The sequence below is a fragment of the Streptomyces sp. NPDC050738 genome (assembly GCF_040654175.1).
GTDB lineage: Bacteria > Actinomycetota > Actinomycetes > Streptomycetales > Streptomycetaceae > Streptomyces.
Window position 1 is genome coordinate 86576 of the sequence record NZ_JBFAHN010000013.1, and the last position, 24703, is coordinate 111278.

Below are 24703 nucleotides of genomic sequence, written 5' to 3' on the forward strand. Positions count from 1 at the left end.
CCCCTTCGCGGCTCAGCCTACGGCGTGGGCGTGGCGTGCGGGGTGCACGTCACGTCGTGGCTGTCGGTCTTGCCGGTGAGCAGGTAGCTGTCCACCTTGGAGTTGATGCACGGGTTGACCAGACCGGTCACTCCATGCGAACCCGCGTCCTTCTCGGTGATCAGACGCGATCCCCTGAAGGCCTGGTGCAGCTTCACGGCGCCCTCGTACGGGGTGGCCGCGTCACGCTGGGACTGGACGATCAGGACCGTCGGGAGACCCTTGCCGGTCCTCACCTTGACCGGAGTCTGCTGCTTGGTGGGCCAGGTGGCGCACGGCAGGTTCATCCAGGCATTCGACCAGGTCAGGAACGGGTACTTCTTGTCGAGCTCGGTGTTGTCGCGGTCCCACTTCTTCCAGCTGGTGGGCCACTTGGCGTCCGCGCACTCGACCGCCGTGTAGACCGCGGTGCCGTTCTCCGAGGAGATGTTGCCCGCGGTGTCCGACATGTCGGGGCCCGCGGCGTCGACGAGCGCCTGGGTGTCACCGGCCACGTACTTGCTCCACGTGGAGGCGACGGGCGCCCACGAGGAGTCGTAGTACGGGGCGCTCTGGAAGAAGCCGAGGAGCTCGGCCGGCCCGACGACCCCGCCGATGGGGGCCTTCTTCGCGGCGGCCCGCAGCTTCAGCCAGTTGGCCTCGACCTTCGCGGGGGTGTCGCCCAGGTGGTAGACGGCGTCGTTCTTGGCGACCCACGCCTCCCAGTCGTTCCAGCGGCCCTGGAAGGCCACGTCCTGGCCGAGGTTGGCCTCGTACCAGATGTTCGACTGCTCGGGGTTGACCACGCTGTCCACGACCATGCGGCGGACGTGGCTAGGGAAGAGCGTGCCGTAGACCGCACCGAGGTACGTGCCGTAGGAGACGCCCAGGTAGTTGAGCTTCTTCTCACCGAGTGCGGCCCGGATGACATCCAGGTCGCGTGCGGTGTTCGGCGTGGTCATCTGCGGCAGCAGATCCTTGTCACTGCGCTCGGCGCAGCCGTCCGCGTACTCCTTGGCCAGCTTGCGCTGGGCCAGCTTGTCGGCCTCGTTGTCCGGGACCGGGTCGGCCTTGGGAGCCTTCACGTACTCCTGCGGGTCGATGCAGGAGATCGGCGCCGAGTGGCCCACACCGCGCGGGTCGAAGCCCACGAAGTCGTACGCCTTCGAGGTGTTCACCCAGAGCGGGTTCTTCGTGACGACGCGGTTCGGGAAGCGCATGCCCGAGCCGCCGGGGCCGCCCGGGTTGTAGACCAGCGCGCCCTGGCGCTCGGCCGCGGTGCCGGTGGAGACCGCGCGGTCGACGGCGAGCTTGATCTTCTTGCCGTTGGGCTTGGCGTAGTCGACCGGGACGGTCACCCAGCCGCACTGGATCGGCTTCGAGAAGCCCCAGTTCGCCGGGCAGTCCGTCCAGTCGATGCCGGTCTTCGCAGCCTTGGCGGCCGCGACCGCGGCGCCGTACGCCTCGGCGCTGCCCTGCGAACCGTGGCTGCCTCCATGGCCTCCGTGGTGGCTGCCGTCGGCGTTCGCCGGGACTGCCATGGCGCTCGCTATGAGCGTGGCCGCTGCGGCAATCGCGCCGGCCGAGCCGAGCACTGCGGTGCGTCTCAAGTGGTACCTCCCCCTCCGTGAAGCGCCGCTTGCGGCGGCGCGTCTGTGTACGTACCCGGGGATCCTCGCTCGTGCAGGGGTCCCGACAACAGGTCGCACGGTTGTTTCTTTACCAATCCGATAGCTGATACGGCGGCCCCGCTGAGCGGTGCACCGAGGAATTCCGTCAACTCCCGCGCATGGAACGGACATTACGGGTGACCCGGATCTCCCCGAGACTCAAGGAGTGCTCATGACCGGTTACGGAACCAGCGCATCGCGCCGTGAGTCGCGCACCAACGGCCTGGCGGTCGCGGGCCTCGTCTGCGGCATCGTCGGCCTGATCTTCTTCAGCAGCGTCCTCGGACCGCTGGCCATCGTGTTCGGCGCCGTGGGCATGAAACAGGCGGCCGTCAAGGGCGGTCGCGGGATGGCGAAGGCCGCGCTGATCCTCGGCATCGTCGATCTGGTGATCTTCGGAGTCCTGCTGGCCTTGGCCGCCTCCAACGGCGGGTTCAGCTGGTACGTCGGCAGCTGACGGCCCGTGTCACCCTGCCGCCTCGTCCCGCAGTACGTCGTCGAGGAGCCTGCGCAGCCCGAGCGCGTCCGGGGCCAGCGCGGTGACGAGGACGGCGGGGCCGGCGAGCGGGGTGAGCACGGCCGTTTCGGAGAGGAGCCTCACCTCCGGCTTCTTCTCCTCGAACACCGGGTCCACGACCAGCAGTTGGCCGAGGGCCCGGTGTCCGGCGAGGACGGCGCCGCCGTCCCAGCCGCCGGGTGCGCCGGGTCCGTAACCCACCTCCTGGTCCAGGAGCGGGCGGCCGGCGCGGTGGACGGTGAGCCGGGTGGTGAGGGTGCCGGAGGTTTCGCCGTGCCGGCCGAGGATCTGTTCCTCGCGGTAGACGAGCCGGGCGGTGGGCGCAAGGTCGATACGGGTGCGCATCCGCAGATCGCTGCCGCGGGCGGAGATCAACTGTTCGGGCAGCCAGGACAGTTCGGCATCCTCGCCGACGGTCAGGCGTACGTCGTAGTGGGCCCGGTCGGCATCCCTGCCGGGCAGCGCGATCGTGGCCGCGGCCGCGTCGACCGTCAGCCGCGACCCCGCCGCCACTTCGGCCTCGATCGCGAGCCGGTCGCCGCCGAGCGGTGCGCTCATCGCCCCGACCACGGTCACCTTGGCCCCTGACCCCTGCGCGCGCGTGCGCCGCAGCGCCAGCGGCCCGTCGCTTTCCAGGACGGGGAGCGAGGTGGAGCCCCCCGGGCCGCGGACCGCGGCGATGCGAGCGGTGGCCCTGATGCTCATGCCGTCCAGCCGGCGAGCTGCCCGCGCACCCAGTCGGCCACGGGCTCGACCCCGTCCTCGCTCTTGAGCGAGGTGAAGGCGACGGGCAGTTGACCGCGCTGCGCCTCGGCGTCGCGGGCCATCAGGTCGAGGTCGGAGCCGACGTACGGGGCGAGGTCGGTCTTGTTGATCACGAGCAGATCGGCCGTGGTGACGCCGGGACCGCCCTTGCGCGGGATGTCATCGCCGCCTGCCACGTCGATGACGAAGATCTGCGCGTCGACCAGCCCCCTGGAGAAGGTCGCGGTGAGGTTGTCGCCGCCGGACTCGACGAGGATGAGGTCGAGCGGTCCCACCGCGTCCTCCAGGTCCTCGACGGCTTCAAGGTTGGCGGAGATGTCGTCGCGGATGGCGGTGTGCGGGCAGGCCCCGGTCTCCACGGCCTGGATCCGCTCGGGCGGCAGCACCGCGTTGCGCAGCAGGAATTCGGCGTCCTCGCGGGTGTAGATGTCGTTGGTGACGACGGCGATGGACAGTTCGGCCCTGAGCGTCCTGCACAGGGCGGCCACGGTCGCCGTCTTGCCGGAGCCGACGGGGCCGCCGAGGCCGATGCGCAGGGCGCGCCTGCGTCCGTCGGGGCGCGTCGCGTCGGCGCTGACGGCGGCGGGGCCTTCGTGGGTGTGGTCGAGGTGCATGGTGCGGCTCCTGGATGCGTGCGGGCTACGAGGCGAAGAGGCGTACGGGCCAGGCCGCGTGGGCTTCGGACATGACGTCGAGCAGGGGCGCGGATGCGGCCGGCAGCGCACTGAAGTCGCCGCCGCCCGGGCAGCGTTGTGCCGCCAGAGCCGCCTGCCGCGCGACCTCGTCCATCTCCGGTGCCAGCCGGGCGAGCACGGCTGTCGCGTCGAAGGGATTCAGGCTCAGCAGCCGTACGACCGCGGTCGCCGGACTGCTGACCGTCTCGTACGCGACACAGTGCGCGGCGTCTTCGGCCCCCAGGCCGGCCGCGCGGGCGGCAAGCCCGAGGACGACGGGCTGGTGGGCGCCGCGCGGGCGGGCCGCGGCGAGGGCGTCGAGCTCCGGGGAGGGCCAGGTGGCGCGGGCGGCCCGCATCATCTGGCGCCCCAGTTTGCGGGCGGTCGCCCGCAGGGCGGGTGAGGGCGTACGGACATCGGCCGCCTCGTCGAGGCCGAGCGGGTCGAGTCCGAGCGCGGCCGCGGCGGCGAGCGCCGCCGCGGTGAGCCCGGTGGTGTGCAGCCGGCCCCGGCAGAAGGCGGCCAGGTCCGCGGCGTCGCGGATCCGCCCCGCCCGTACGGTCGGTTCGGCGCCGCCCGAGTGGGCGTGGCCGCCGGCGGGGAATCGGCCGTCGGCGAGGACGAGCAGTGCTGCGCGGCTCATCGGCACATCCCCATCAGAAGAGGAAGTAGCGCTGGGCCATGGGCAGTTCGGCGGCGGGTGCGGGGTCGACCGCCACCCCGTCGATCGTCACCGTGAAGGTGTCCGCGTCGACGGCGACCCGCGGCAGCGCGTCGTTCTCCCGCATGTCCGCCTTGGTGACTCCCCGGGTGGAGCGGATCGGGATGAGCTTCTTGCCGAGCCCGAGCCGCTCCTCCAGGCCGTCGTCGAGAGCGGTCTGCGTGACGAAGTTGAACGAATTGGCCGCGGGCGCCCGCCCCTTGGCGCCGAACATCGGACGCGGCATGACCGGCTGCGGGGTCGGGATCGACGCGTTGGCGTCGCCCATCTGCGCGTAGGCGATCTGCCCGCCCTTGATCACCAGCTGCGGCTTGACGCCGAAGAACGCGGGCTCCCAGAGGACCAGGTCGGCCAGCTTTCCGCTCTCCACGGAGCCGATCTCGTGGTCGAGACCCTGTGCGACGGCCGGGTTGATCGTGTATTTGGCGACATAGCGACGCGCCCGGTGATTGTCCGCGCGCCCGTCGCCGGGCAGCGATCCGCGCCGCTTCTTCATCACATGCGCCGTCTGCCAGGTGCGCAGGGCGACTTCGCCGACGCGCCCCATCGCCTGGGCGTCGGAGGAGATGATCGAGATGGCGCCCATGTCGTGCAGGATGTCCTCGGCCGCGATGGTCGAGGGCCTGATGCGGGACTCGGCGAAGGCGAGATCCTCGGGGACCGACGGGTTGAGGTGGTGGCAGACCATCAGCATGTCGAGGTGTTCCTCGATGGTGTTGACGGTGTGCGGGCGGGTCGGGTTGGTGGAGCTGGGCAGGATGTACGGCTCCGAGACGACCGTGATGATGTCCGGTGCGTGACCGCCGCCCGCACCCTCCGTGTGGTACGCGTGGATGGAGCGCCCCGCGATGGCGGCGAGGGTGTCGCCGACGAACCCGGCCTCGTTGAGCGTGTCGGTGTGGATGGCGAGCTGGGCGCCCGTCTCGTCGCAGACCCTGAGACAGGCGTCGATGACGGCCGGGGTGGCGCCCCAGTCCTCATGGATCTTGAATCCGAGCGCACCGCCCCGAAGTTGGGAGTACATCGCGTCGCGGGACATGGTGTTGCCCTTGCCGAGCAGCCCGATGTTGACCGGGTACTCCTCCAGCGCCTCGAACATCCGGGCAAGGTGCCACTGGCTCGGGGTGATGGTGGTGGCCTTGGTGCCCTCGGACGGTCCGGTGCCGCCGCCGACGAGGGTGGTGACCCCGGCCGACAGGGCCTGGTCGACGATGGTGGGAGAGATGAAGTGGACGTGCGCGTCCACCGTGCCCGCGGTGATGATCTTGCCGTTGCCCGCGATGATCTCGGTCTCGGGACCGATGACCAGGTCGGGGTGGACACCGTCCATCGTGTCGGGGTTTCCGGCCTTGCCGATCCCGGTGATCCGGCCGTCGCGGATGCCGATGTCGGCCTTGACGATGCCCCAGTGGTCGAGGATCACGGCACCGGTGATGACGGTGTCGGGTGCGCCTTCGGCACGGGTCGTACGGGCCTGGCCCATCGACTCGCGGATCACCTTGCCTCCGCCGAACACCGCCTCGTCGCCCGCGAGTCCGGGTCCGCCGGAGCGGTCCTCCTCGACCTCGATGAGCAGGTCGGTGTCCGCGAGGCGGATCCGGTCGCCGGTGGTGGGGCCGAAGAGGTCGGCGTACACGGCGCGGGAGAGCTCAGCCATCGAGGGGACCTCCGGTCTCTCCGCGCAGGCCGGGGATGACGCGCGCTCCGGTGAAGGGGACGAGTTCGACCTCGGCGGGGATGCCGGGCTCGAACCGCACGGCGGTGCCCGCCGCGATGTTCAGCCGCAGGCCGCGGGCGGCGGCGCGGTCGAAGTCCAGGCCGGGGTTGGCCTCGGCGAAGTGGTAGTGGGAGCCGACCTGGACGGGCCGGTCGGCGGCGTTCAGCACGGTGAGGCGGGTGACGGGGCGGCCCTCGTTGAGTGCCACGGGCGTCTGTGCGTGGAGGATCTCTCCAGGAATCATCGGTGTCGCTCCCCCGTCAGGCGATCGGCTCGTGGACGGTGACGAGCTTGGTGCCGTCGGGGAAGGTCGCCTCGACCTGGACGTCGTGGATCATCTCGGGGATGCCGTCCATGACGTCGTCGCGGGTGAGCACCTTGCGCCCGGACGCCATGAGTTCGGCGACGGTGCGTCCGTCCCTGGCGCCCTCGAGGATGTGCGAGGTGATCAGCGCGATCGTCTCGGGGTGGTTGAGCCGCAGCCCGCGCGCCCTTCGCTTCTCGGCCACATCCGCTGCCACATGGATGAGCAGGCGTTCCTGCTCATGCGGGGTCAGTTGCACGCTTCCACCTCACAGTTCGCGGCCCAGTGCCCGGCTGGGCGCAGCGGGGCCGTAAGCGAACTTCAACATTCCGTTGAGGTGCGACGACAGGCCCTGCGGCCAGGCATTGCACATTAGGGCGGAAGTTTTTCCGTTGCGTTAACTGATCCTTTGAACGCGCATGAACAGAGACTCGCGGGGCGGTTCTCCGTATACGGACCGCCGTTCAGGGCGCGCGGCGCTCAGGGCTCGCGGTGTTCCGCGGCGATGCCGAACCGGCTGCGGCCGCGTTCGCCCGGAGCGGACGAGATCGAGCGCACGGAGGAGACCGAGCTGATCACCTGCTCCTCGCCGGCCTCCGCCTCGCTCTCGAGTCGTTCCAGGTCAGCGGCAGAGACCAGGGCGATGAGCGGCTTGCCGTGGCGCGTGACGACCACGCGTTCACCGCCGTAGACGACGCGGTTGATCAAGTCGGCAAGCTCGGCTCGGGCTTGCGTCACCGGAATCTCGTAGGCCATGCTCCCCATCATAACGCCCTGTACGTCCTGTACATTTTTTACAAAGGCGCCGCCCGAGGAGAGGTCTGTCCATGTACCGCCCTTCCGCTCGATACGTCCTGCCCGAGTTCACCGAGCGCACCACGACGGGGACCCGCACCCTCGATCCGTACTCGAAGCTTCTCGGGGAGCGCGTCATCTTCCTGGGGACCGCCGTGGACGACACCGCGGCCAGTGATGTGATCGCGCAGTTCATCCATCTCGAGTACGACGCCCCGGACCGGGACATCTCCCTGTACATCAACTCCCCCGGCGGCACGGTCAATGCCATGTCCGCGGTCTACGACACGATGCAGCTCATCGGCTGCGACGTCGCCACCTACTGCCTGGGCCAGGCGGCTTCAACGGCCGCCGTGCTGCTGGCCGCAGGCGCCCCGGGCAAGCGGGCGGCCCTGCCGGGAGCGCGGATCGTCGTACAGCAGCCCTCGATCGAGGACCCCGTACAGGGGCAGCCGTCCGATCTGGAGATCGTGAGCCGGGAGCTGTTGCGCATGCGGGAGTCGATGGTCTCGATGCTCGTCACGCACACGGGACAGGACCCGGAGCGGATCGCGGCGGACATCGAGCGCGACAAGGTCTTCGACGCCGAGGCGGCCAAGGCGTACGGACTGGTCGACCACGTCGTCACCAAGCGGTGAGCGGGGATGCTGCCGCCCGAAATGGAGCCGCTGCCGGCGCTGACGCGCGCCGAGGGCGAGTTCATCGACAGCTATCTGGACGTCGTCGACCAGCTGGGGCGGATCAACCCGGCCCGCGGGCACGACACTTACGGGGCCCTGCGGGCAGCGCAGGCGCTCGTCGCGCGGGCGGGAGCGCTGCGGGACGCGCTGACGCTGATGCACATGCGGGGCGAGGACCGTCTCCACGCCGGGACCCTGGCGAACGCGCTGCGTGTGCTCGACGGGGAGCGCCGCGCGGAACGGGTCACCGTGCCACGCCCGTCGGGGAGTTGATCCGCGTACCTCGAATGGCCTAGACATTCGTAGTCATTCAGCACCAAATGACTTGCGCAGCCCGCCTAGACACTGTACGGAATGCGCTATTCCGCGCCTGGTACGGCGGTCGTCGGGGGCTCGACGCGCTACACCGAGGGTGCTCTGTCCACCCGAACAGGGCAGTCGTGATGAGCCTCACATACTGCCGGTAAGGTTCGAAAATCCGACACTTCATGGGTCAAGATCCCTGAGACGACAAGCCCCCGCCACCACGGCGGGGCGGTCCGGGCGGACGCCGAGTCCTGCCGCTGTCCCGGACGTCTGGTCGACAGGAGTGCATCGGCAGGAGTGGAGGACCCAGGCAAGACGGGTCCGATCCGAGTGTGGGGTCGGCCCTTGGGGTGAAGCCGCCAGCAGGCGGCCGGGCATCTTCGCCAGTCCGAATCCGACAGGTCATCCTTCACAGGCGGTTGACGAAGGGTTGCGCATGACTGCGCGGATCTGTGTTCCGTCCCTGCTGTCCAGGACCGGTGCCGTAACGGTCCTCACCGCCGCCGCCGTAGGCGGCACTCTGCTGGCGCCGGGCGCCGCATCGGAGGCCCAGGCGGCCACGCTCGCGACAAAGGCACTCAATGTCGCCGCATCGAAGAAGGGGTCCCCGTACAGGTACGGGGCCGCGGGCCCGTCCCGTTTCGACTGCTCGGGGCTGACCCTCTACTCGTACAAGAAGGCGGGCAAGAAGCTGCCGCGCACGGCCCAGTCGCAGTACAACAAGGTGCGCCACATCTCGTCGGGCAGCCGGCAGAAGGGCGATCTGGTCTTCTTCCATTCCGGGCGCAGCGTCTACCACGTGGGCATCTACGCCGGCAGCGGCAAGATCTGGCACTCGCCCAAGACCGGCTCCGTGGTCAAGCTGGAGAGGATCTGGACCAAGAGCGTCTGGTACGGACGCGTGCGCTGAGACGCGTGCGCTGGGATACGCACGGTCCCGTCGGCCGGAGCATGGTCCTCGGCCGACGGGCAACACGTACCGCCATGACCGTCGTGGACCCCGGCACCACACGCAACGAGACGCGGCTGGAGCGGGCCGACCGCAATTTCGGTGAGCTGCTCCAGGAACTCAGGGTCGTCCAGACCGGCGTGCAGTTCCTCTTCGCCTTTCTGCTGACCCTCGCCTTCACCAGCCGCTTTCCCTCGCTCGACACCTTCGAGCGAGGGACGTATGTGACGACCCTGCTGCTCACCGTGGTGGCCGCGGGGCTCTTCACCGCACCCGCGGCCCTGCACCGCTACCTGTTCGGCCAGGGCGCCAAGGAGCAGATCGTGGCGGTGTCCTCGCGGCTCGCGGGAGCGGGGATGGTGGCGCTGGCTCTGGCCCTGACGGGGTCGGTGCTGCTGGTCGTCGACGTCGTCCACGGGCTGCCCGAGGGCATCGCCGCCGGCGTGGGGACGCTGCTCGCCTGCGGCGGGCTGTGGGCGCTGCTGCCGTGGCTGGTCGGTCGCCGGCTCAGTGGGAAGCCGAGCCCGCCACCAGAATGACCCCGAGTCCCGCCAGTGCGGTCCCTGTGACGCCCTCGACCGTCCTGGCCGTACGCGGCCTGCGCAGCCAGCGCCCGAGCCGGTCCACCAGGAGTGCGACCGCCGGGAACCAGACGAGGGCCAGTGCCACCACGATCGAGGCCAGCAGGAGCGTACGCGGCAGGACCGGCGCCCCGTGCGGGACGAACTGGGGCAGCAGGCTGAGGAAGAGGACCGGCGCCTTGGGGTTGAGGACGTTGGTCAGGAAGCCCTGGCGCAGGCACCGCCCGATGGAGCCGGCCGCCTGCTCCTCGTCCTGCGGGCCCACGGGGGCGGGGCGGAACACACCATGGAGCGCGCGGCAGCCCAGGTAGAGGATGTAGATCCCGCCCGCGATCTGGAGCGTACGGAAGAGGACGGGGACCGCGACCAGGACGGCCGCCAGTCCCGCGACCGCCAGCGCGGTGTGCACCAGCAGTCCTGCGGCCACGCCGACCGCGCAGGCGACACCGGAGCCGCGGGAGGCGAGCGCATTGCGCACGACGACGGCGAAGTCCGCGCCGGGCATCGCGACCATGCCTGCGGCGACCCCGGTGAATGCGAGCAGTTGAGCGTCCATGACGTACAGCCTGGACTGCGCGAGGCCTTAACGTGTACTTGCAATCTTCTGGGTCTGCCTAAAGGAACGCTTATGTACGACCCCACGCGGCTGGCCGCACTGGTGGCCGTCGCCGAGGCCGGTTCGATCACCAGGGCCGCCGCCCGCCTCGGTTACACGGCGCCCGCCCTCTCCCAGCAACTCGCCAAGCTGGAGCGGGAGTCGGGCGCCACCCTGCTCGTACGCCACCACCGCGGAGCCCGGCTCACCGCGGCCGGCGAGCTCCTCGCGGCGCGGGCCCGTACGGTGCTCGACGAGATGGACCGGGCCCGGCACGAGCTGTCCCGGCTGGCCGGACTCTCCGGCGGACGGCTGAAGGTCGGCACCTTCACCACCGCGGGCATCCATCTGCTGCCGCCGGTGCTCAGCTCCTTCCGCCGCTCCCATCCGGACGTCGAGCTGACTCTCGCCGACTACGAGCCGCCGAACGGCGTGAGCGCGGTGGCCACGGGCGACGCGGATCTGGCACTGACCCATGCGTACGAGCCCGCCGCCTCTTCCGCGGCGCCTTCGGGGGTGGCGCTCGAGACGCTTCTGGTCGAGGAGCTCGTGCTGGTGACCGCGCCCGGGCACATCCTGGCCGGCGGCACGGGCCGGCTGCCGGTGGCCGACCTCGCCGGGCAGCCGCTGATCAGCAGCGCGCCCGCGCATCCGCCCCGCCAGGGTGTGGAGTCGGCGCTCGCCGAGGCAGGGGCGACGCCCGCCGTGGTGTGCGAGACGCCGGGGTACGCCCTGGTGTGTGCGCTGGTCAGTGCGGGGATCGGCGTGGCGGTGGTGCCGGAGATGGTCGCGGCGATGTCGGCGACACCGCTGGGCGTACGCCCGCTGGAGCCCTCCGCGTACCGCCGTACGATCTCGGTCGCGTACCGGACGGGTGAGGAGAGCCCGGCCGCCGACACCCTGCGGGCGCTGCTCCGCGGCGGATTCGGACGGGCGTGACCCCTAGCTCTCGACGGCGGCCGGCCAAGGCAGCGCGATCCAGACCGTCTTGCCCCCTTCGGCGGTCGGGGCGACGCTGAGCCGTCCGCCGCACTCCGCGGTCAGCCAGCGGATGATCACCATGCCGCGGCCGTTGTCCTGCTGTACGGCGGCCGGCAGCCGCTGAGGCCATCTCGGGTGGCTGTCGGTGACGCCGATGCGCAGCTGTTCGTCGCGGTCCAGCTGGACGTCGACCGTGAAGGTGGGCGACTGCCCGAAGGTGTGCTGTACGGCATTGGTCGCCAGCTCCGAAACGATCAGGCGGACCGTGTCGGCGATCTCGGCGTCTGCCGGAAGCCCCCATTCGGCCAGCACGTTGGCGACATAGCGACGGGCGGAGGATACCGAGCCCGGCTCGCTCGGCAGAGTGACGGATGCTTCCTGGTGGTCTGCCATGGCGTCGCTGTCCCTTTCCCACCGGGGCCGGCTCCGATGAATTGCGGAGTCCTTCGAGAACCGCCTCGGACTGTGCTTCGCGCCAGAGTGCCACTCATCGTGCCGCCCTCGACGCCGATCCACCAAGATGTGCATATATCTGTCGCCCGAAGTGATGAACTCTGCTACGCGAGACCGTATTTGGGCGGCAGACTGGCCCATCGCCGCGGGGCAGGAACGGGGCGGAGCGGAGAGGTGAGGAGAGGCGCGTGAGCAACGGCCCTGCGGTGCGACGCCGCAAGCTGGGGGAGGAATTACGGAATCTGCGGTTGCGGGCGGGACTCACCAGCGACCAGGCGGCACAACTGGTCGGCTGGCACCAGTCGAAAGTGAGCCGGATCGAGACGGGCCGCAGCGGGGTGAAGCCGGCCGATGTGGAACTGCTCCTCGATACGTACGGGGTGCACGATCCCGCCCAACGGGCGCTGTTCACGGCTCTGTCGGGTTCGGGCGAGGGCGAGAGCACCCACTGGTGGCACGCGTACCGCGGCCTGCTGCCGCCGCAGTACCGCGATTTCATCAGCCTGGAGTCGCAGGCGCGGACCGCACGGAGCCTGGAGACCGCGGCGGTGCCCGGGCTGCTGCAGACCCCGGATTACGCCCGGGCCGTCACACGCGCCTCGTTGGAGCATCTCCCCAAGGACACGGTCGACTCACTGGTGGACGTGCGCCTCGCCCGCCAGGGAGTCCTGCGTACGGAGTGCCCGCTGGAGCTGAGCGCGGTCGTCGACGAGGCGGTGCTGCACCGTCCGGTGGGCGGCCGCAAGGTGATGGCGGGCCAGCTGCGTCATCTGAGGGAGGCAGCCCAACTGCCGCATGTACGGCTGCAGGTGCTGCCCTTCGTCGTCGGTGGCTACGTCGGAATGACGAGTCCTTTCATTATTTTCTCCTTTCCGAACATTGCTGATCTGGATGTGGTTGTTCTCGACCATTTGACGAGTAGCCTCTACCTTGAGCGGAAAGAAGACCTTGAGGCGTACAGCGCCGCGTTCCGCACCATTCAGACGCTCGCTCTTCCGCCACAGCACTCGTTGGATCTCATCGCCGGGATCGGTGACGGCGTGTAAGGGGAGGCACCATGTCCGCGCGCCCCGCGAACACCTCTTCCAGCACTTCCACTTCTCTGCACGGCGCGCAATGGCGGCGCAGCAGCCGCAGTACCGGAATGAACAACTGTGTCGAAGCGGCACGGCTCGGCTGCGGCCGGCTGGCCGTGCGCGACTCCAAGAATGTCGCGTTCCCCGCACTGCTCTTCACGCCGGGAACATGGACGAACTTCCTGGCCGCCGTACGCAACGAGGCGCTCGGCAGCCTGGGTTGACCCTCACCCGGTGGGCGCGGTCGCGATGATCGTGTCCACCGCGGCCCTGACCTGCCGGTCGTTAAGATCGGCGCGCGCCGTGAGCCTGAGGCGCGAGATGCCGTCCGGCACCGACGGCGGACGGAAACACCCGACCGCCAGACCCGCACTCCGGCAATCGGCGGCCCAGCGCACCGCGGCTTCCGCGGACGGTGCCTGTACGGAGACGACGGCAGCCTGCGGTTCACGTGCCGTCAGCCCGGCCGCGGTCAGCCCCTGGTGCAGCGCGCTCGCCACCGTACGGGCACGCCCCGCGAGGGCGGGTTCGGCCCGCAGCAGCCGCAGGCCGGCGAGGGCGGCCCCGGCCGCGGCAGGGGCGAGGCCCGTGTCGAAGATGAACGTACGGGCGGCATTGACCAGGTGCTCGATGACCCGGGCGGGCCCCAGGACCGCGCCGCCCTGGCTGCCGAGCGACTTGGACAGCGTGACGGTCGCCACCACATCCGCGTCGCCCGCGAGCCCCGCGCCGGCGAGCGCCCCGCGCCCTCCCTCGCCGAGCACGCCGAGGCCGTGCGCGTCGTCGACGACCAGGGCGGCTCCGAACTCACAGCAGGCGTCCGCGAGTTCGGTGAGCGGCGCGGCGTCCCCGTCGACGGAGAAGACCGAGTCGGTGACCACGAGCGCCCGGCCGCCATGGGCGTGGAGCGCCTTGAACACGGCCTCGGGGTCACAGTGCGGAACAACGGCCGTCTCGGCGCGCGACAGCCTGCAGCCGTCGACGATCGACGCGTGATTGCCCGCGTCGGAGACGATCAGCGAGTCGCGTCCGGACAGTGCCGTGAGCGCGGCCAGGTTGGCCGTGTACCCGGACGAGAAGACCAGCGCGGCCTCGAACCCGCAGAACTCGGCGAGTTCGCGTTCGAGTTCGGCGTGCAGCTCGGTCGTGCCGGTGACGAGGCGGGATCCGGTGGCGCCCGCGCCCCAGCGACGGGCCGCCTCGGCCGCGGCCCCGGTCAGCTCAGGCCGGCGGGTGAGCCCCAGATAGTCGTTGCTCGCCAGATCGAGCAGATCCGACTCCGCGGGCCGCGGCCGCAGGGTGCGCACCAGACCTGCCGCCTCGCGTCCACGGGCCGCTTCGTCGATCCAGTCGAACCCGGAGAAAGACTCACGCGGCATGGGCGTTCCTTTTGTAGGCAGTCCACAGACCCTAGCGGCGGCTGCCGGAGGTCAGGGTGTGGCAATACACACACCCCGCACACCGTCTGTTGTGCAGTTCCTCCTTGGCTGCGCAGGGTGCCGTACGCCAGGATCAGGCCCATGGATCTGTTGACCACGCTGGTGGACAAGGGGCTTCGGCGCGAGCTGCCGACCCGTGAAGAAGCGCTCGCCGTACTGGCGACCTCCGACGACGAACTGCTCGATGTGGTGGCCGCGGCGGGCAAGGTGCGCCGCCAGTGGTTCGGGCGGCGCGTGAAGCTCAACTACCTCGTCAACCTCAAGTCGGGACTCTGCCCCGAGGACTGCTCGTACTGCTCCCAGCGGCTCGGCTCCAAGGCCGAGATCCTCAAGTACACCTGGCTGAAGCCGGACGAGGCCTCGCAGGCGGCGGCCGCCGGTGTCGCGGGCGGCGCCAAGCGGGTCTGTCTGGTGGCGAGCGGGCGCGGGCCGACCGACCGCGACATCGACCGCGTCTCGGAGACCATCGAGGCCATCAAGAGCGAGAACGAGGGCGTCGAAGTCTGCGCCTGCCTGGGGCTGTTGAAGAGCGGACAGGCGGAGCGGCTGCGGACCGCGGGCGCAGACGCGTACAACCACAACCTCAACACCTCAGAGGCCACATACAAGGACATCTGCTCCACGCATGAGTTCTCCGACCGCGTGGAGACCGTCCAGCACGCCCAGTCGGCCGGGCTCTCGGCCTGCTCCGGGCTGATCGCGGGCATGGGCGAGAGCGACGCGGACCTGGTCGACGTCGTCTTCGCGCTGCGCGGTCTCGACCCCGACTCGGTGCCGGTCAACTTCCTGATCCCCTTCGAGGGCACGCCCCTCGCGGAGGAGTGGAACCTCACCCCGCAGCGGTGCCTGCGCATCCTGGCGATGGTCCGTTTTGTCTGCCCGGATGCGGAAGTACGGCTCGCGGGCGGGCGCGAGGTCCATCTGCGCTCCATGCAGCCGCTCGCCCTGCACCTGGTCAACTCCATCTTCCTGGGCGACTACCTGACCAGCGAGGGCCAGGCGGGCAAGGCCGACCTGGACATGATCGCGGACGCCGGTTTCGAGGTGGAGGGCGCGGAGGAGACGACGCTGCCCGAGCACCGCGAGGGGCTCGTGTCGGTGCGCCGCCGGGGTGCCGGAACGGACCTCGCGCCCAATGCGTGAGCTGCTCGAACTCGACCGCCGCCATGTCTGGCATCCGTACGGACCGATGCCAGGACGCCAGGAGCCGCTGCTCGTGGAGTCCGCCTCCGGCGTACGGCTGCGGGTCGCGGGGACCGGCGATCTCATCGACGGCATGTCCTCCTGGTGGTCGGCGATCCACGGCTACAACCACCCGGTGCTCAACGCGGCGGCCCACGGCCAGCTGGAACGGATGAGCCACGTGATGTTCGGCGGGCTCACCCACGAGCCCGCCGTCCGGCTCGCGGCGAAGCTGGTGGAGATCACGCCCGGGCCGCTGCAGCACGTCTTCCTCGCCGACTCCGGTTCGGTGTCGGTCGAGGTCGCGGTGAAGATGTGCCTGCAGTACTGGCGCTCGGTCGGCCGCGGCGCCAAACAGCGGCTGCTGACCTGGCGCGGCGGCTACCACGGGGACACCTGGCAGCCGATGTCCGTGTGCGATCCCGAGGGCGGGATGCACGAACTGTGGTCCGGCGCGCTGCCCCGCCAGGTCTTCGCGGACGCCCCGCCCACGGAGTTCGACGAGGCGTACGCCGAGCATCTGCGGGAGCTCATCGGCGCCCATGCGCATGAGCTGGCCGCGGTGATCGTCGAGCCGGTCGTGCAGGGTGCGGGCGGAATGCGGTTCCACTCCCCCGCGTATCTGCGGGTGCTGCGCGAGGCGTGCGACGCCCATGACGTGCTGCTGGTCCTCGACGAGATCGCCACCGGTTTCGGCCGCACCGGCGAGCTCTTCGCGGCGGACCACGCGGGTGTCTCGCCCGATGTGATGTGTGTGGGCAAGGCGCTGACCGGCGGTTATCTGACCATGGCGGCGACCCTGTGCACGGAGCGGGTGGCGGCGGGAATCGCTCAGGGCGAGGTCCCCGTGCTGGCGCACGGTCCGACCTTCATGGGAAATCCCCTCGCTTCCGCTGTCGCACTCGCCTCCATCGAGCTGCTGCTCGGGCAGGACTGGCGCCAGGAGGTCAAGCGGCTGGAGACCGGTCTGCGCGAGGGACTGTCCGGTGCCGCTGATCTGCCGGGTGTACGGGACGTACGGGTGCTGGGCGCGATCGGGGTCGTACAGCTGGACCGCGAGGTGGACATGGAGGCGGCCACCCGGGCCGCGGTACGCGAGGGCGTCTGGCTGCGTCCGTTCCGCGATCTCGTCTACACCATGCCGCCGTACGTCACCGGGGACGCGGACCTGGCACAGATCTGCCGTGCGGTGCGCGCGGTCGCACAGGAGGCATGAGATGACGATTCTCGTCGTGACCGGGACGGGCACGGAGATCGGCAAGACCGTGGTCACCGCCGCTCTGGCTGCCACCGCGCGGGCGCGCCGCCGGTCGGTGGCCGTGCTCAAGCCCGCGCAGACCGGGCTCGCCCCCGGCGAACGCGGCGATGTGCAGGAGGTGGCACGCCTTGCGGGTTCCGTGACGGAGCTCGAACTGGCCCGGTTCCCCGAGCCGTTGGCGCCCGCGACGGCCGCGCGGCGCGCGGGGATGGCTCCGGTGCGGCCCCATGAGGTGGCCGAGGCCGCCGAGAAGCTGGCCGCCGAGCACGATCTGGTGCTGGTCGAGGGGGCGGGCGGGCTGCTCGTACGCTTCGACGACGAGGGCGGGACTCTCGCCGATGCGGCCCGACTGCTGCGGGCGCCCGTACTGGTGGTGGCGCAGGCCGGACTCGGCACGCTCAATGCCACCGCGCTGACCGTGGAGGCCCTGGGCGTAAGGGAGTTGGAGTGCGCGGGGGTCGTGATCGGCAGCTGGCCCGCCGCCCCCGACCTGGCCGCCCTCTGCAATCTGGAGGACTTCCCTGAGGCCACCGGGGCCGAGCTGATGGGTTCGGTGCCGGCGGGTGCGGGATCGCTAGCCCCTGTCGACTTCCGCGCCCGTGCGGCGAGTTGGCTCGCGCCGGATTTCGGCGGTAGCTGGGCGCGCTGAAGGGGTCAGGCGGCCCGCACGGGGGGACAATCACTCAAGCCGCCCGTGCGGAGGCGGACCGGGTTCTCCCGAGGAGGTCCGTGATGCCCCTGCGCCGCCCTGCCAAGGTTCCCCGGGACGCCGTGCACCACCCGCTCTTCGCGCGCGTCTACGCCCGCCTGAGCGTGACCGCCGATCTGAAGGGCGGGGTCGCGGCCCACCGCGCCGAAATGCTCGCCGGGCTCTCCGGGCGGGTCATCGAGATCGGCGCGGGCAACGGCCTCAATTTCGCCCACTATCCGGCGGCCGTCTCCGAGGTGGTGGCGATCGAACCGGAGCGCACCCTGCGCCGGCTGGCCCTGCAGAGCGCGGCGCACGCCGAGGTCCCGGTGGATGTGGTCCCGGGCGCGGCCGAAGCACTGCCGGTGAAAAGCGAGGCCTTCGACGCGGCCGTGGCCTCGCTGGTGCTGTGCACCGTACGGAATCTGCCGCGGGCCCTCGCCGAGATCAGGCGGGTGCTCAGGCCGGGCGGTGAGCTGCGGTTCTTCGAGCATGTGCTGGCGCCGCAGCGGGCGATGGCGACGACTCAGCGGGTCGTGGACCGCACCGTCTGGCCGCTGCTCTTCGGCGGCTGCCACACCTCACGGGACACGCTCGCCGCGATCGAGGCGGCCGGGTTCGATGTGGTGACGTACCGGCGCCTGACCATTCCGGAGAAGGGGCTGCAGGTCCCGTCCTCGCCCTGCGTGCTGGGCGTGGCACGCCGGCCACAGCGCGCCGGGGAGTGAGGGCGGCGAGGAATCACACGCTCCACTGGCGCAGTTCGTCGGCGATGGTCCGCACATCGGCCTTGTCCTGTTTGACGAGCCGGGCCAGATCCCTGACCTGTTCGGGCGAGGTGGCCACCTTCAGGCCGCAGGCGACGAGATAGCCGTAGGCGACGGCCGAGGCGAACATCGCGTTGGAGTGCTCCAACGCCGGTACATGGAGGAGGAGTTGGAGTAAAGCGGCAGCGCGGGCGGGCGGGTCGCTGTAGACCGGGATGCCGAATATCTCCGCCTCGTGCCGGGACACCGCGGCGACCAGCGCGCCCCAGTCGGTGACCTGCGGATCGCCCGGGGTCTTGTGCTCGGCGACCATCAGCAGCCAGGCCAGGTCGATCTCGAGGTTCAACGGTGGCCTTTGCGCTGCTGCTCGGCGTCGAATTCCTCGGCGAACACCGAGGCGTACTGCTTCATGAAGTCGGCCGCGGCGTCGACGAAGGTGCGCCCCACCTCGCCCGCGTCCTGCTTCACCAGCTCCTCGATGTAGCGGTTCACGCTCATACCGCGCTGGAGAGCGCGCCGCTTGGCGGCTTCCGCGGTGGACTCGTCCACGCGTACGTTCAGCTGAGTTTTGGCCACCCCACCAAGCTAGCGCCGATGTGCTAGCACCGGCAAGAGGACCAGACCTCCGGGGGATACCGGAGGCGGCACCCGAGCCTCTACTCTCAGCAGCTGCAAGGGAGTTGGGAATTCAGGACGGCCACAAACGGGGAGGCGGCCTTGTCCACACCTTCGACTGCTCGCACATACGGCCTGGTGTCGGGGGCCCCGGTGGCGGCGCGCGCCCGCGGGCTGACCAAGGCGTACGGAACCGGCGAGACGACCGTCCTGGCCCTGGACTCGGTCGACGTCGACATCGCACGCGGACGCTTCACCGCCGTGATGGGCCCCTCGGGGTCCGGCAAGTCCACACTGATGCACTGTCTGGCCGGGCTCGACACCGTCTCCGCCGGGCAGGTGTGGCTGGACGAGACGGAGATCACCGGGCTGCGGGAGCGCGAGCTCACGCGGCTGCGCAGGGACCGTATCGGCTTCATGTTCCAGTCCTTCAACCTGCTGCCCACGCTCACCGCGGCGGAGAACATCACGCTGCCCATGGACATCGCGGGGCGCAAGCCGGACGAGAAGTGGCTGGAGCAGGTGATCGACACGCTCGGTCTGCGCGACCGCCTCAAGCACCGCCCCACGCAGCTGTCCGGCGGACAGCAGCAGCGCGTGGCCTGTGCGCGGGCGCTCGCCTCCCGGCCCGAGCTGATCTTCGCCGACGAGCCGACGGGCAACCTCGACTCGCGCGCGGGCGCCGAGGTGCTCTCCTTCCTGCGCGACGCGGTGGACCAGCTGGGCCAGACCGTGGTGATGGTGACCCACGACCCGGGGGCCGCGGCCCACTCCGACCTGGTGCTCTTCCTCGCCGACGGACGGATCGTGGAAGAAATGGCGGAGCCCACCGCGGACCGGGTCCTGGAGCGGATGAAGCGCTTCGACTCGACCCGCAAGAGCTGAGAGGCACGCCGTGCTGAAAGCGACTCTGCGGAGCTTCTTCGCCCACAAGGGCCGCATGCTGCTCTCCGCGATGGCCATCATCCTTTCCGTGGCCTTCGTCGCGGGGAGTCTGATCTTCTCCGACACGGTGAGCCGCACCTTCGACCGGCTCTTCGCCTCCACGTCCGCGGACGTCCAGGTCCAGCCGAAGAAGGACGTGGACGAGAAGATTCCGTCCGGCATCACCCGGACGGTCCCGGCCTCGCTCGCCGACCGGATCGGGAAAGCCGACGGGGTCTCCAAGGCGTGGGTCGACGTATCCGTGGAGAACATCACCATCGTCGACCGCAACAACAAGAACGTGGGGCCGACGAGCGGCGCCCCCACCATCGCCACCAACTGGTATGTCACCGACCGCAGTCCGGTGAAGCTGACCAGCGGGCACGAGCCGCAGGGCGCGGGCGAGGCACTCCTGGACAAGGACACCGCCGACAAGAAGAAGGTGCGGATCGGCGACTCGCTGACGGTCCTCGCCCAGCCCGGATCCTTCAAGGTCCGGATCGTGGGCATCGCCACCTTCACCACGACCAACCCCGGTGCGGCCCTGGTCTTCCTGGACACCCCGACCGCGCAGAGCAAGCTGCTCGGGAAGGCGGACGCGGCGACCGCGATCTCCGTCGAGGCGGCCAAGGGCGTCGACGACACGGTGCTCAAGCAGCGGGTCACCGCCCTGGTCGGAGGCGGTTACGAGCTCAAGACGGCGGCCGAGCAGGCCAAGGACTCCGCCGCCGACCTGGGCGCCTTCCTCGACGTCATCAAGTATGTGATGCTGGGCTTCGCCGGTGTCGCCGTACTGGTCGGCATCTTCCTGATCGTCAACACCTTCTCCATGCTCATCGCCCAGCGCACCCGCGAGCTGGGCCTGCTGCGGGCGCTGGGCGCCGACCGCCGTCAGGTGCAGCGCTCGGTGCGGATCGAGGCGCTGCTGCTCGGCACGATCGGCTCCACGCTGGGGCTGGCGGCGGGCATCGGTCTCGCGTACGGACTCATCGCGCTGATGGGCACCTTCGGGATGAACCTGAAGGCGGCCGAGATCGTGATCGGCTGGGCCACGCCGGTCGCCGCGTATCTGGTGGGCATCGGGGTCACCTTCGTAGCCGCGTATCTGCCGGCCAGGCGGGCGGCGCAGGTCTCCCCGATGGCCGCGCTCTCGGACGCCGAAGTGGCGGGCGTGGGGCGGCCGTTGAGGGTACGCGCACTGGTGGGCGGCGTCCTCGCGGCGGCCGGTGCGGCGGCGCTCGCGGGCTGCGCGGCGAGCACCAAGACCTCGACCTCCTCGTCGCTGCTCGGACTCGGCGTCGTCTTCACGCTGATCGCCACGGTGGTGGCGGGGCCGCTTCTCGTACGCCCGGTGATCCGGGTCCTGGGCGGCGCCTTCCCCAAGGTCTTCGGCTCCGTCGGCCGCATGAGCCAGCGCAATGCGCTGCGCAATCCGCGGCGTACCGGTGCGACCGCGTCGGCGCTGATGGTGGGCCTGGCCCTGGTGGTCGGGATGTCGGTGGCGAGCGCCTCCATGACCAAGTCCTTCGACCGGCAGATCGACCGCACCCTGGGCGCCGACTACATCGTGCAGAACAGCAACTTCACCCCGTTCCCCCAGGAGATCACCCGGAAGATCCGTGATGTGGACGGGGTGGGCACGGTCGTACGGCAGCGGTTCGTCCCCCTCCAGCTCCGCCTTCCCGACGGCCGGCACATCGACTCGACAGCCTCGGGATACGACCCGCAGCTCGACGACGTAGCGCATCTCACCTACACCGGCGGCTCCTCCGCCCAGGCGCTGGCGCCCGGGCATGTGGCCATGGACCGCGACTACGCCCGCGACCACGGCCTGAAGCTCGGCTCCCCCGTACAGGTCGCGTTCCCCGGCGGCGCCACGGCGAGCCTGACGCTGTCCGCGCTGACGGACATGCCGTCCACGGGCGGCGGCGGCATGGACGCGGGCCTGTTCATGGGGATGGCGACAGCGGAGAAGTACCTTCCCGATGCCCAGGACGCGGTCGTCTACGTCAACGCGTCGAGCGGCACCGACCAGCAGACGCTGCGCACGTCCCTGGAGCGGGCCCTCGCCGCGTATCCGCAGGTGAAGGTCAACAACCAGGCCGACTACAAGAAGTTGATCTCCGACCAGATCTCCGTCCTGCTCTACCTCGTCTACGCACTGCTCGGGCTCGCGATCGTCATCGCGGTGCTCGGCGTCGTCAACACCCTTGCCCTGTCGGTCGTCGAGCGCACCCGGGAGATCGGGCTGCTGCGGGCGATCGGGCTCTCGCGGGTACAGCTGCGGCGGATGATCCGCCTGGAGTCCGTGGTGATCGCCGTCTTCGGCGCCCTGCTGGGACTCGTCCTCGGCATGGTGTGGGGCGTGGCGATGCAGCAGGTCCTGGCGCTGCAGGGGCTGACCGCGTTCGCGGTGCCGTGGTCGACGGTGATCGCGGTCGTGGTGGGCTCGGTGGTGGTGGGCCTCGCGGCCGCGATCCTGCCGGCACTGCGGGCCTCGCGGATGAACGTGCTGACCGCCATCGCGCATGAGTGACCGCACGACGGCTGCGCCCTAGTCGAGGCGCACGTCGGCCTGGAGCGTGTGGTGGTCCGAGTACGCGCTGGGATGCACCCGGTGTCCGAGCGCGGCGATGCCGCGCAGGAAGATGTAGTCGAACGTGCTCTGCCAGTCGGTGGTCGGCTCGCAGGTGCCGCCCGACGAGGGGCGGCACCCGGGGTCCGCGTCGGCGGCCAGCGCCCACATACGGGTGAGTTCGGGGGCGTCCGGCACGGCGTTGAAGTCGCCGAGGACGATCGCACGGTCGTACCGGGCGACGGCTGCGGCGAGTACGGGGGTCTGGCCTGCCCGGATCGCCTCCTGCCGCCGCTGGGCGAGGTGCGTGTTGAAGACGCGGACGGATCGGCCGCCCACCCGGGTGGTGACCGCCATGTACCCGCGGTCCTCCGAACCGCCGTCGGGATACTCCACGTTCACGCGGTCGGTCATCGGTGCTGCCGAGAGGATCGCCTGCCCGAATCCCCCCGCGCGCCACGGCACTCCCCCGCAGCGGCCCCGATTCCGGAGGACCGACCCGTACTCGACGTGATAGTCCAGCCCGTAGAGGTGCTCCAGATAGTTCCGGATCTCCTCCACGTCACGCACGCACGCTTCTTGCAGGCCGATGACCTGGGGCGCGTACGTGGCGATCTCCGCGGCCCGGCCGAGGTTCTGCCCGTGGCCGCGGCAGGGATTGCAGATGTTCCACGTCATGACCCGGTTCGGTACGACATCCCTGGCGGTCACATCGGGAAGCGGCCTGTCGTAGAGGTCACCGTTCGGTGCGCTGGGTCCTACGAGCACCATGCAGAGCACGGTCAGAATTCCCGCGAGCCACCGCGCACCCACTCCGATCACCATCGCCTCCAGACATTGACCGCATCAGAGCTGAATCTTTTCCACCTCCGCCACCTCCAGTGCGTGAACCGGCCGCGCGGGCCGGGACATCAGGAGGAACGAAGCACGCTGATCGCCATCATCGCAGTGGCCGCAGCACTCTTCCGGGGCTGCCCGGTCTGCAGGGAGGACAACTCCTCGCTCCGAACACCTCGGTGGAGGCGCACCGCGCCTGCGATCATGCGCAGCATGATGACGCGAGCAGCGCTGCCGGCCCACACGATCGACGTCGGGACCGAGCCCCTGGACCGGCCGACCCGGAACTCAGTGGGCGGCTGGCCTTTCCTCGACAACTCCCAGGAATGGCCCGAGTGTTTCTGCGGCGAGCGGATGCCTCTGTTCTTCCAGCTCGACATACCCCTGGACTTGGAACCGTTCCGCGGAGACCACCTGCTGGTCTTCCACTGCCGTGCACACAACGACGCTGCCGAACCGGAGTTGGCACAAGGCCGGCTCGTGCCCGGTTACTGGGATGCTCCGCAGTTGCCCTACCCGCGTCCGTTCTGGCGCGTCCTGCTCCAGCGCAACGCCGTGCTGCCGACGGCGGAGGCCGAACCATCACTGTGCGCCCTGCCGTTGACGTTGCGGCCTTTCGTCGACACCCCCGACCGTCGCGGGCTCGGAGCCCAGGCGTTCAAGGTCGGCGGCACACCGTCCTGGGCACAGGATCCCGAGTCCTACACGTGCGCGTGCGGCGCCGACCTGGTGTACCTCTGCCAGGTGCCGGAGGGCATGGAGTTCGCAGTCCGTCCCGGAGCCCAGGAGCAGCCCTACAGCACCCGCGCCGAGACCTACGGGATGTTCCTTTCCAACGAGATCTACCTGCTGGCGTGCCCGGCCCACTGTGATCCGGCGGCGGTCTGGCCGGTGAACCAGAACTGACCCGGCGGCCGCGCATGTCCGATGTGGCCAGGAGCGCAAGGAGCGCCAACAGCGCTCGACACCGGACCCGGCCTCTTCCCTCCAGCGTTCTCCCGGCAGCAAAACCGCTCGCCGAACCGGTCGGCAGTCTGCTTGGCTCGCCCGATGAGCGATCTCCACATACGAAGCGCCGCCCTCTCGGACATCGATGCCGTGCTGCTGTTCTGGCGCGAAGCCGCGGAGGGGACGAGCATCAGCGACGACCACGACGGGGTCGCCCGCCTCGTGAAGCGGGACCCCGAAGCTCTGCTCCTCGCGGAGCGCGACGGCCTCCTCGTGGGGACCGTCATAGCCGGTTTCGACGGCTGGCGCTGCCATCTGTACCGGCTCGCCGTCCATCCGGACCAGCGGCGCCGTGGTATCGGTTCCGCACTGCTCGCCGCAGCGGAGGAACGGTTCGTCTCCCTGGGCGGACGGCGCGCTGACGCGATGGTGCTCAACCACAACGAAAGCGGGCAGCACGCCTGGCAGGCAGCCGGTTACGGTCCGCAGGAGCAGTGGACCCGCTGGGTCAAGCCGCTGACCGACTGAGTCCACACTTTGCCCTTCCTTTACTATGGGTGGACCTTGTTCCGACGACCGAAAGGTGTGAGCGTCCGCCCATGGGCGAGCCTCCCAGTACCCGACATCGCGCACTCCTCCCCTCCCTGGCCGATCATGGTCAGGAGGTG

The 24703-nt window shown here is 70.1% G+C and carries 30 protein-coding genes and 1 riboswitch; of the genes, 16 read left to right on the top strand and 14 right to left on the bottom strand.

Going from position 1 to position 24703, the window contains the following annotated elements:
• Positions 1 to 17: 17 nt before the first annotated feature.
• Positions 18 to 1628, bottom strand: a complete 1611-nt coding sequence (locus AB0H78_RS28465; protein WP_363237492.1) for an alpha/beta hydrolase — start codon at positions 1626 to 1628, stop codon at positions 18 to 20.
• A 232-nt stretch (positions 1629 to 1860) separates the two neighbouring features.
• Here AB0H78_RS28465 and AB0H78_RS28470 point away from each other — a divergent pair, with 232 nt between their 5' ends.
• Positions 1861 to 2145, top strand: a complete 285-nt coding sequence (locus AB0H78_RS28470) for a DUF4190 domain-containing protein (protein WP_363237493.1) — start codon at positions 1861 to 1863, stop codon at positions 2143 to 2145.
• A gap of 9 nt (positions 2146 to 2154) precedes the next feature.
• Here the strand turns inward: AB0H78_RS28470 and AB0H78_RS28475 are convergent, their stop codons facing one another.
• From AB0H78_RS28475 to AB0H78_RS28505, 7 genes are all read right to left on the bottom strand, one after another.
• Positions 2155 to 2910: an urease accessory protein UreD gene (locus AB0H78_RS28475; RefSeq protein ID WP_363237494.1), complete on the bottom strand. Its 756-nt coding sequence runs from the start codon at positions 2908 to 2910 to the stop codon at positions 2155 to 2157.
• Positions 2907 to 3584: an urease accessory protein UreG gene (gene ureG / locus AB0H78_RS28480; RefSeq protein ID WP_363237495.1), complete on the bottom strand. Its 678-nt coding sequence runs from the start codon at positions 3582 to 3584 to the stop codon at positions 2907 to 2909. The genes AB0H78_RS28475 and ureG overlap by 4 nt, the downstream gene beginning before the upstream one ends.
• Positions 3585 to 3609: 25 nt before the next feature.
• Entirely contained in the window at positions 3610 to 4287 is a 678-nt protein-coding gene (locus AB0H78_RS28485; RefSeq protein WP_363237496.1) for an urease accessory UreF family protein, read from the bottom strand.
• Between the two features lie 13 nt (positions 4288 to 4300).
• Positions 4301 to 6022, bottom strand: coding sequence for an urease subunit alpha (locus AB0H78_RS28490; protein WP_363237497.1), 1722 nt, complete (start codon positions 6020 to 6022; stop codon positions 4301 to 4303).
• A complete protein-coding gene (locus AB0H78_RS28495; RefSeq protein ID WP_363237498.1) occupies positions 6015 to 6326 on the bottom strand; it encodes an urease subunit beta in 312 nt (103 codons plus the stop codon). Before AB0H78_RS28495 ends, AB0H78_RS28490 begins: the two co-directional genes overlap by 8 nt.
• 16 nt (positions 6327 to 6342) lie before the next feature.
• Entirely contained in the window at positions 6343 to 6645 is a 303-nt protein-coding gene (locus AB0H78_RS28500; RefSeq protein WP_363237499.1) for an urease subunit gamma, read from the bottom strand.
• A 221-nt stretch (positions 6646 to 6866) separates the two neighbouring features.
• The gene (locus AB0H78_RS28505) at positions 6867 to 7142 is read right to left on the bottom strand and encodes a type II toxin-antitoxin system Phd/YefM family antitoxin (RefSeq protein WP_363237500.1); all 276 of its coding nucleotides are present in this window, start codon (positions 7140 to 7142) and stop codon (positions 6867 to 6869) included.
• 71 nt (positions 7143 to 7213) lie between these two features.
• Here AB0H78_RS28505 and AB0H78_RS28510 point away from each other — a divergent pair, with 71 nt between their 5' ends.
• The 4 genes from AB0H78_RS28510 (at position 7214) to AB0H78_RS28525 (ending at position 9655) form a co-directional block, all read left to right on the top strand.
• Positions 7214 to 7819 (top strand): ATP-dependent Clp protease proteolytic subunit, encoded by a 606-nt coding sequence (locus tag AB0H78_RS28510; protein ID WP_363237501.1) that lies wholly within the window; start codon positions 7214 to 7216, stop codon positions 7817 to 7819.
• Between the two features lie 6 nt (positions 7820 to 7825).
• Positions 7826 to 8134, top strand: coding sequence for a hypothetical protein (locus AB0H78_RS28515; protein WP_363237502.1), 309 nt, complete (start codon positions 7826 to 7828; stop codon positions 8132 to 8134).
• Between the two features lie 265 nt (positions 8135 to 8399).
• Positions 8400 to 8600: riboswitch (cyclic di-AMP (ydaO/yuaA leader) on the top strand.
• A 3-nt stretch (positions 8601 to 8603) separates the two neighbouring features.
• On the top strand, positions 8604 to 9077 hold the full coding sequence (locus AB0H78_RS28520) for an NlpC/P60 family protein (RefSeq protein ID WP_363237503.1): 474 nt from the start codon (positions 8604 to 8606) through the stop codon (positions 9075 to 9077).
• A 74-nt stretch (positions 9078 to 9151) separates the two neighbouring features.
• The gene (locus AB0H78_RS28525; RefSeq protein ID WP_363237504.1) at positions 9152 to 9655 is read left to right on the top strand and encodes a DUF6328 family protein; all 504 of its coding nucleotides are present in this window, start codon (positions 9152 to 9154) and stop codon (positions 9653 to 9655) included.
• On the opposite strand, the gene AB0H78_RS28530 is transcribed toward AB0H78_RS28525, so the two are convergent.
• Positions 9624 to 10253 (bottom strand): LysE family translocator, encoded by a 630-nt coding sequence (locus AB0H78_RS28530; RefSeq protein ID WP_363237505.1) that lies wholly within the window; start codon positions 10251 to 10253, stop codon positions 9624 to 9626. The two genes, AB0H78_RS28525 and AB0H78_RS28530, sit on opposite strands and share 32 nt — an antisense overlap.
• A 72-nt stretch (positions 10254 to 10325) precedes the next feature.
• Here AB0H78_RS28530 and AB0H78_RS28535 point away from each other — a divergent pair, with 72 nt between their 5' ends.
• The gene (locus tag AB0H78_RS28535; RefSeq protein WP_363237506.1) at positions 10326 to 11231 is read left to right on the top strand and encodes a LysR family transcriptional regulator; all 906 of its coding nucleotides are present in this window, start codon (positions 10326 to 10328) and stop codon (positions 11229 to 11231) included.
• A gap of 3 nt (positions 11232 to 11234) precedes the next feature.
• Here AB0H78_RS28535 and AB0H78_RS28540 read toward each other — a convergent pair whose 3' ends face one another.
• Entirely contained in the window at positions 11235 to 11666 is a 432-nt protein-coding gene (locus AB0H78_RS28540) for an ATP-binding protein (RefSeq protein ID WP_363237507.1), read from the bottom strand.
• A gap of 248 nt (positions 11667 to 11914) precedes the next feature.
• On the opposite strand from AB0H78_RS28540, the gene AB0H78_RS28545 reads away from it, so the two are divergent.
• Positions 11915 to 12772, top strand: a complete 858-nt coding sequence (locus tag AB0H78_RS28545) for a helix-turn-helix transcriptional regulator (RefSeq protein ID WP_363237508.1) — start codon at positions 11915 to 11917, stop codon at positions 12770 to 12772.
• Positions 12773 to 12783: 11 nt separating this feature from the next.
• Positions 12784 to 13026, top strand: coding sequence for a DUF397 domain-containing protein (locus AB0H78_RS28550; RefSeq protein WP_363237509.1), 243 nt, complete (start codon positions 12784 to 12786; stop codon positions 13024 to 13026).
• 3 nt (positions 13027 to 13029) lie between these two features.
• Here AB0H78_RS28550 and AB0H78_RS28555 read toward each other — a convergent pair whose 3' ends face one another.
• Positions 13030 to 14181 carry an 8-amino-7-oxononanoate synthase gene (locus AB0H78_RS28555; protein WP_363237510.1) on the bottom strand — a complete coding sequence of 384 codons (1152 nt, stop codon included), beginning with the start codon at positions 14179 to 14181 and terminating at the stop codon, positions 13030 to 13032.
• A 141-nt stretch (positions 14182 to 14322) separates the two neighbouring features.
• Between AB0H78_RS28555 and bioB the strand changes: the two genes are divergently transcribed.
• From bioB to AB0H78_RS28575, 4 genes are all read left to right on the top strand, one after another.
• On the top strand, positions 14323 to 15384 hold the full coding sequence (gene bioB / locus AB0H78_RS28560) for a biotin synthase BioB (RefSeq protein WP_363237511.1): 1062 nt from the start codon (positions 14323 to 14325) through the stop codon (positions 15382 to 15384).
• Positions 15377 to 16639 carry an adenosylmethionine--8-amino-7-oxononanoate transaminase gene (locus AB0H78_RS28565; protein ID WP_363237512.1) on the top strand — a complete coding sequence of 421 codons (1263 nt, stop codon included), beginning with the start codon at positions 15377 to 15379 and terminating at the stop codon, positions 16637 to 16639. Before bioB ends, AB0H78_RS28565 begins: the two co-directional genes overlap by 8 nt.
• Position 16640: 1 nt before the next feature.
• On the top strand, positions 16641 to 17330 hold the full coding sequence (gene bioD, locus AB0H78_RS28570) for a dethiobiotin synthase (protein WP_363237513.1): 690 nt from the start codon (positions 16641 to 16643) through the stop codon (positions 17328 to 17330).
• A gap of 83 nt (positions 17331 to 17413) precedes the next feature.
• Positions 17414 to 18097 (top strand): class I SAM-dependent methyltransferase, encoded by a 684-nt coding sequence (locus tag AB0H78_RS28575; protein WP_363237514.1) that lies wholly within the window; start codon positions 17414 to 17416, stop codon positions 18095 to 18097.
• A gap of 13 nt (positions 18098 to 18110) precedes the next feature.
• On the opposite strand, the gene AB0H78_RS28580 is transcribed toward AB0H78_RS28575, so the two are convergent.
• Positions 18111 to 18482: a fic family toxin-antitoxin system, toxin component gene (locus AB0H78_RS28580; RefSeq protein WP_363237515.1), complete on the bottom strand. Its 372-nt coding sequence runs from the start codon at positions 18480 to 18482 to the stop codon at positions 18111 to 18113.
• Positions 18479 to 18712: an antitoxin gene (locus AB0H78_RS28585; RefSeq protein WP_363237516.1), complete on the bottom strand. Its 234-nt coding sequence runs from the start codon at positions 18710 to 18712 to the stop codon at positions 18479 to 18481. The genes AB0H78_RS28580 and AB0H78_RS28585 overlap by 4 nt, the downstream gene beginning before the upstream one ends.
• 141 nt (positions 18713 to 18853) lie before the next feature.
• Between AB0H78_RS28585 and AB0H78_RS28590 the strand changes: the two genes are divergently transcribed.
• Both AB0H78_RS28590 and AB0H78_RS28595 read left to right on the top strand, forming a co-directional pair.
• Positions 18854 to 19636: an ABC transporter ATP-binding protein gene (locus AB0H78_RS28590; RefSeq protein WP_363237517.1), complete on the top strand. Its 783-nt coding sequence runs from the start codon at positions 18854 to 18856 to the stop codon at positions 19634 to 19636.
• A 10-nt stretch (positions 19637 to 19646) separates the two neighbouring features.
• A complete protein-coding gene (locus AB0H78_RS28595) occupies positions 19647 to 22211 on the top strand; it encodes an FtsX-like permease family protein (RefSeq protein WP_363237518.1) in 2565 nt (854 codons plus the stop codon).
• Positions 22212 to 22229: 18 nt separating this feature from the next.
• Here AB0H78_RS28595 and AB0H78_RS28600 read toward each other — a convergent pair whose 3' ends face one another.
• The gene (locus AB0H78_RS28600; protein ID WP_363237519.1) at positions 22230 to 23075 is read right to left on the bottom strand and encodes an endonuclease/exonuclease/phosphatase family protein; all 846 of its coding nucleotides are present in this window, start codon (positions 23073 to 23075) and stop codon (positions 22230 to 22232) included.
• 225 nt (positions 23076 to 23300) lie between these two features.
• Between AB0H78_RS28600 and AB0H78_RS28605 the strand changes: the two genes are divergently transcribed.
• Positions 23301 to 23993, top strand: a complete 693-nt coding sequence (locus AB0H78_RS28605) for a hypothetical protein (RefSeq protein ID WP_363237520.1) — start codon at positions 23301 to 23303, stop codon at positions 23991 to 23993.
• Between the two features lie 144 nt (positions 23994 to 24137).
• Positions 24138 to 24563, top strand: coding sequence for a GNAT family N-acetyltransferase (locus tag AB0H78_RS28610; RefSeq protein ID WP_363237521.1), 426 nt, complete (start codon positions 24138 to 24140; stop codon positions 24561 to 24563).
• Positions 24564 to 24703: the final 140 nt, after the last annotated feature.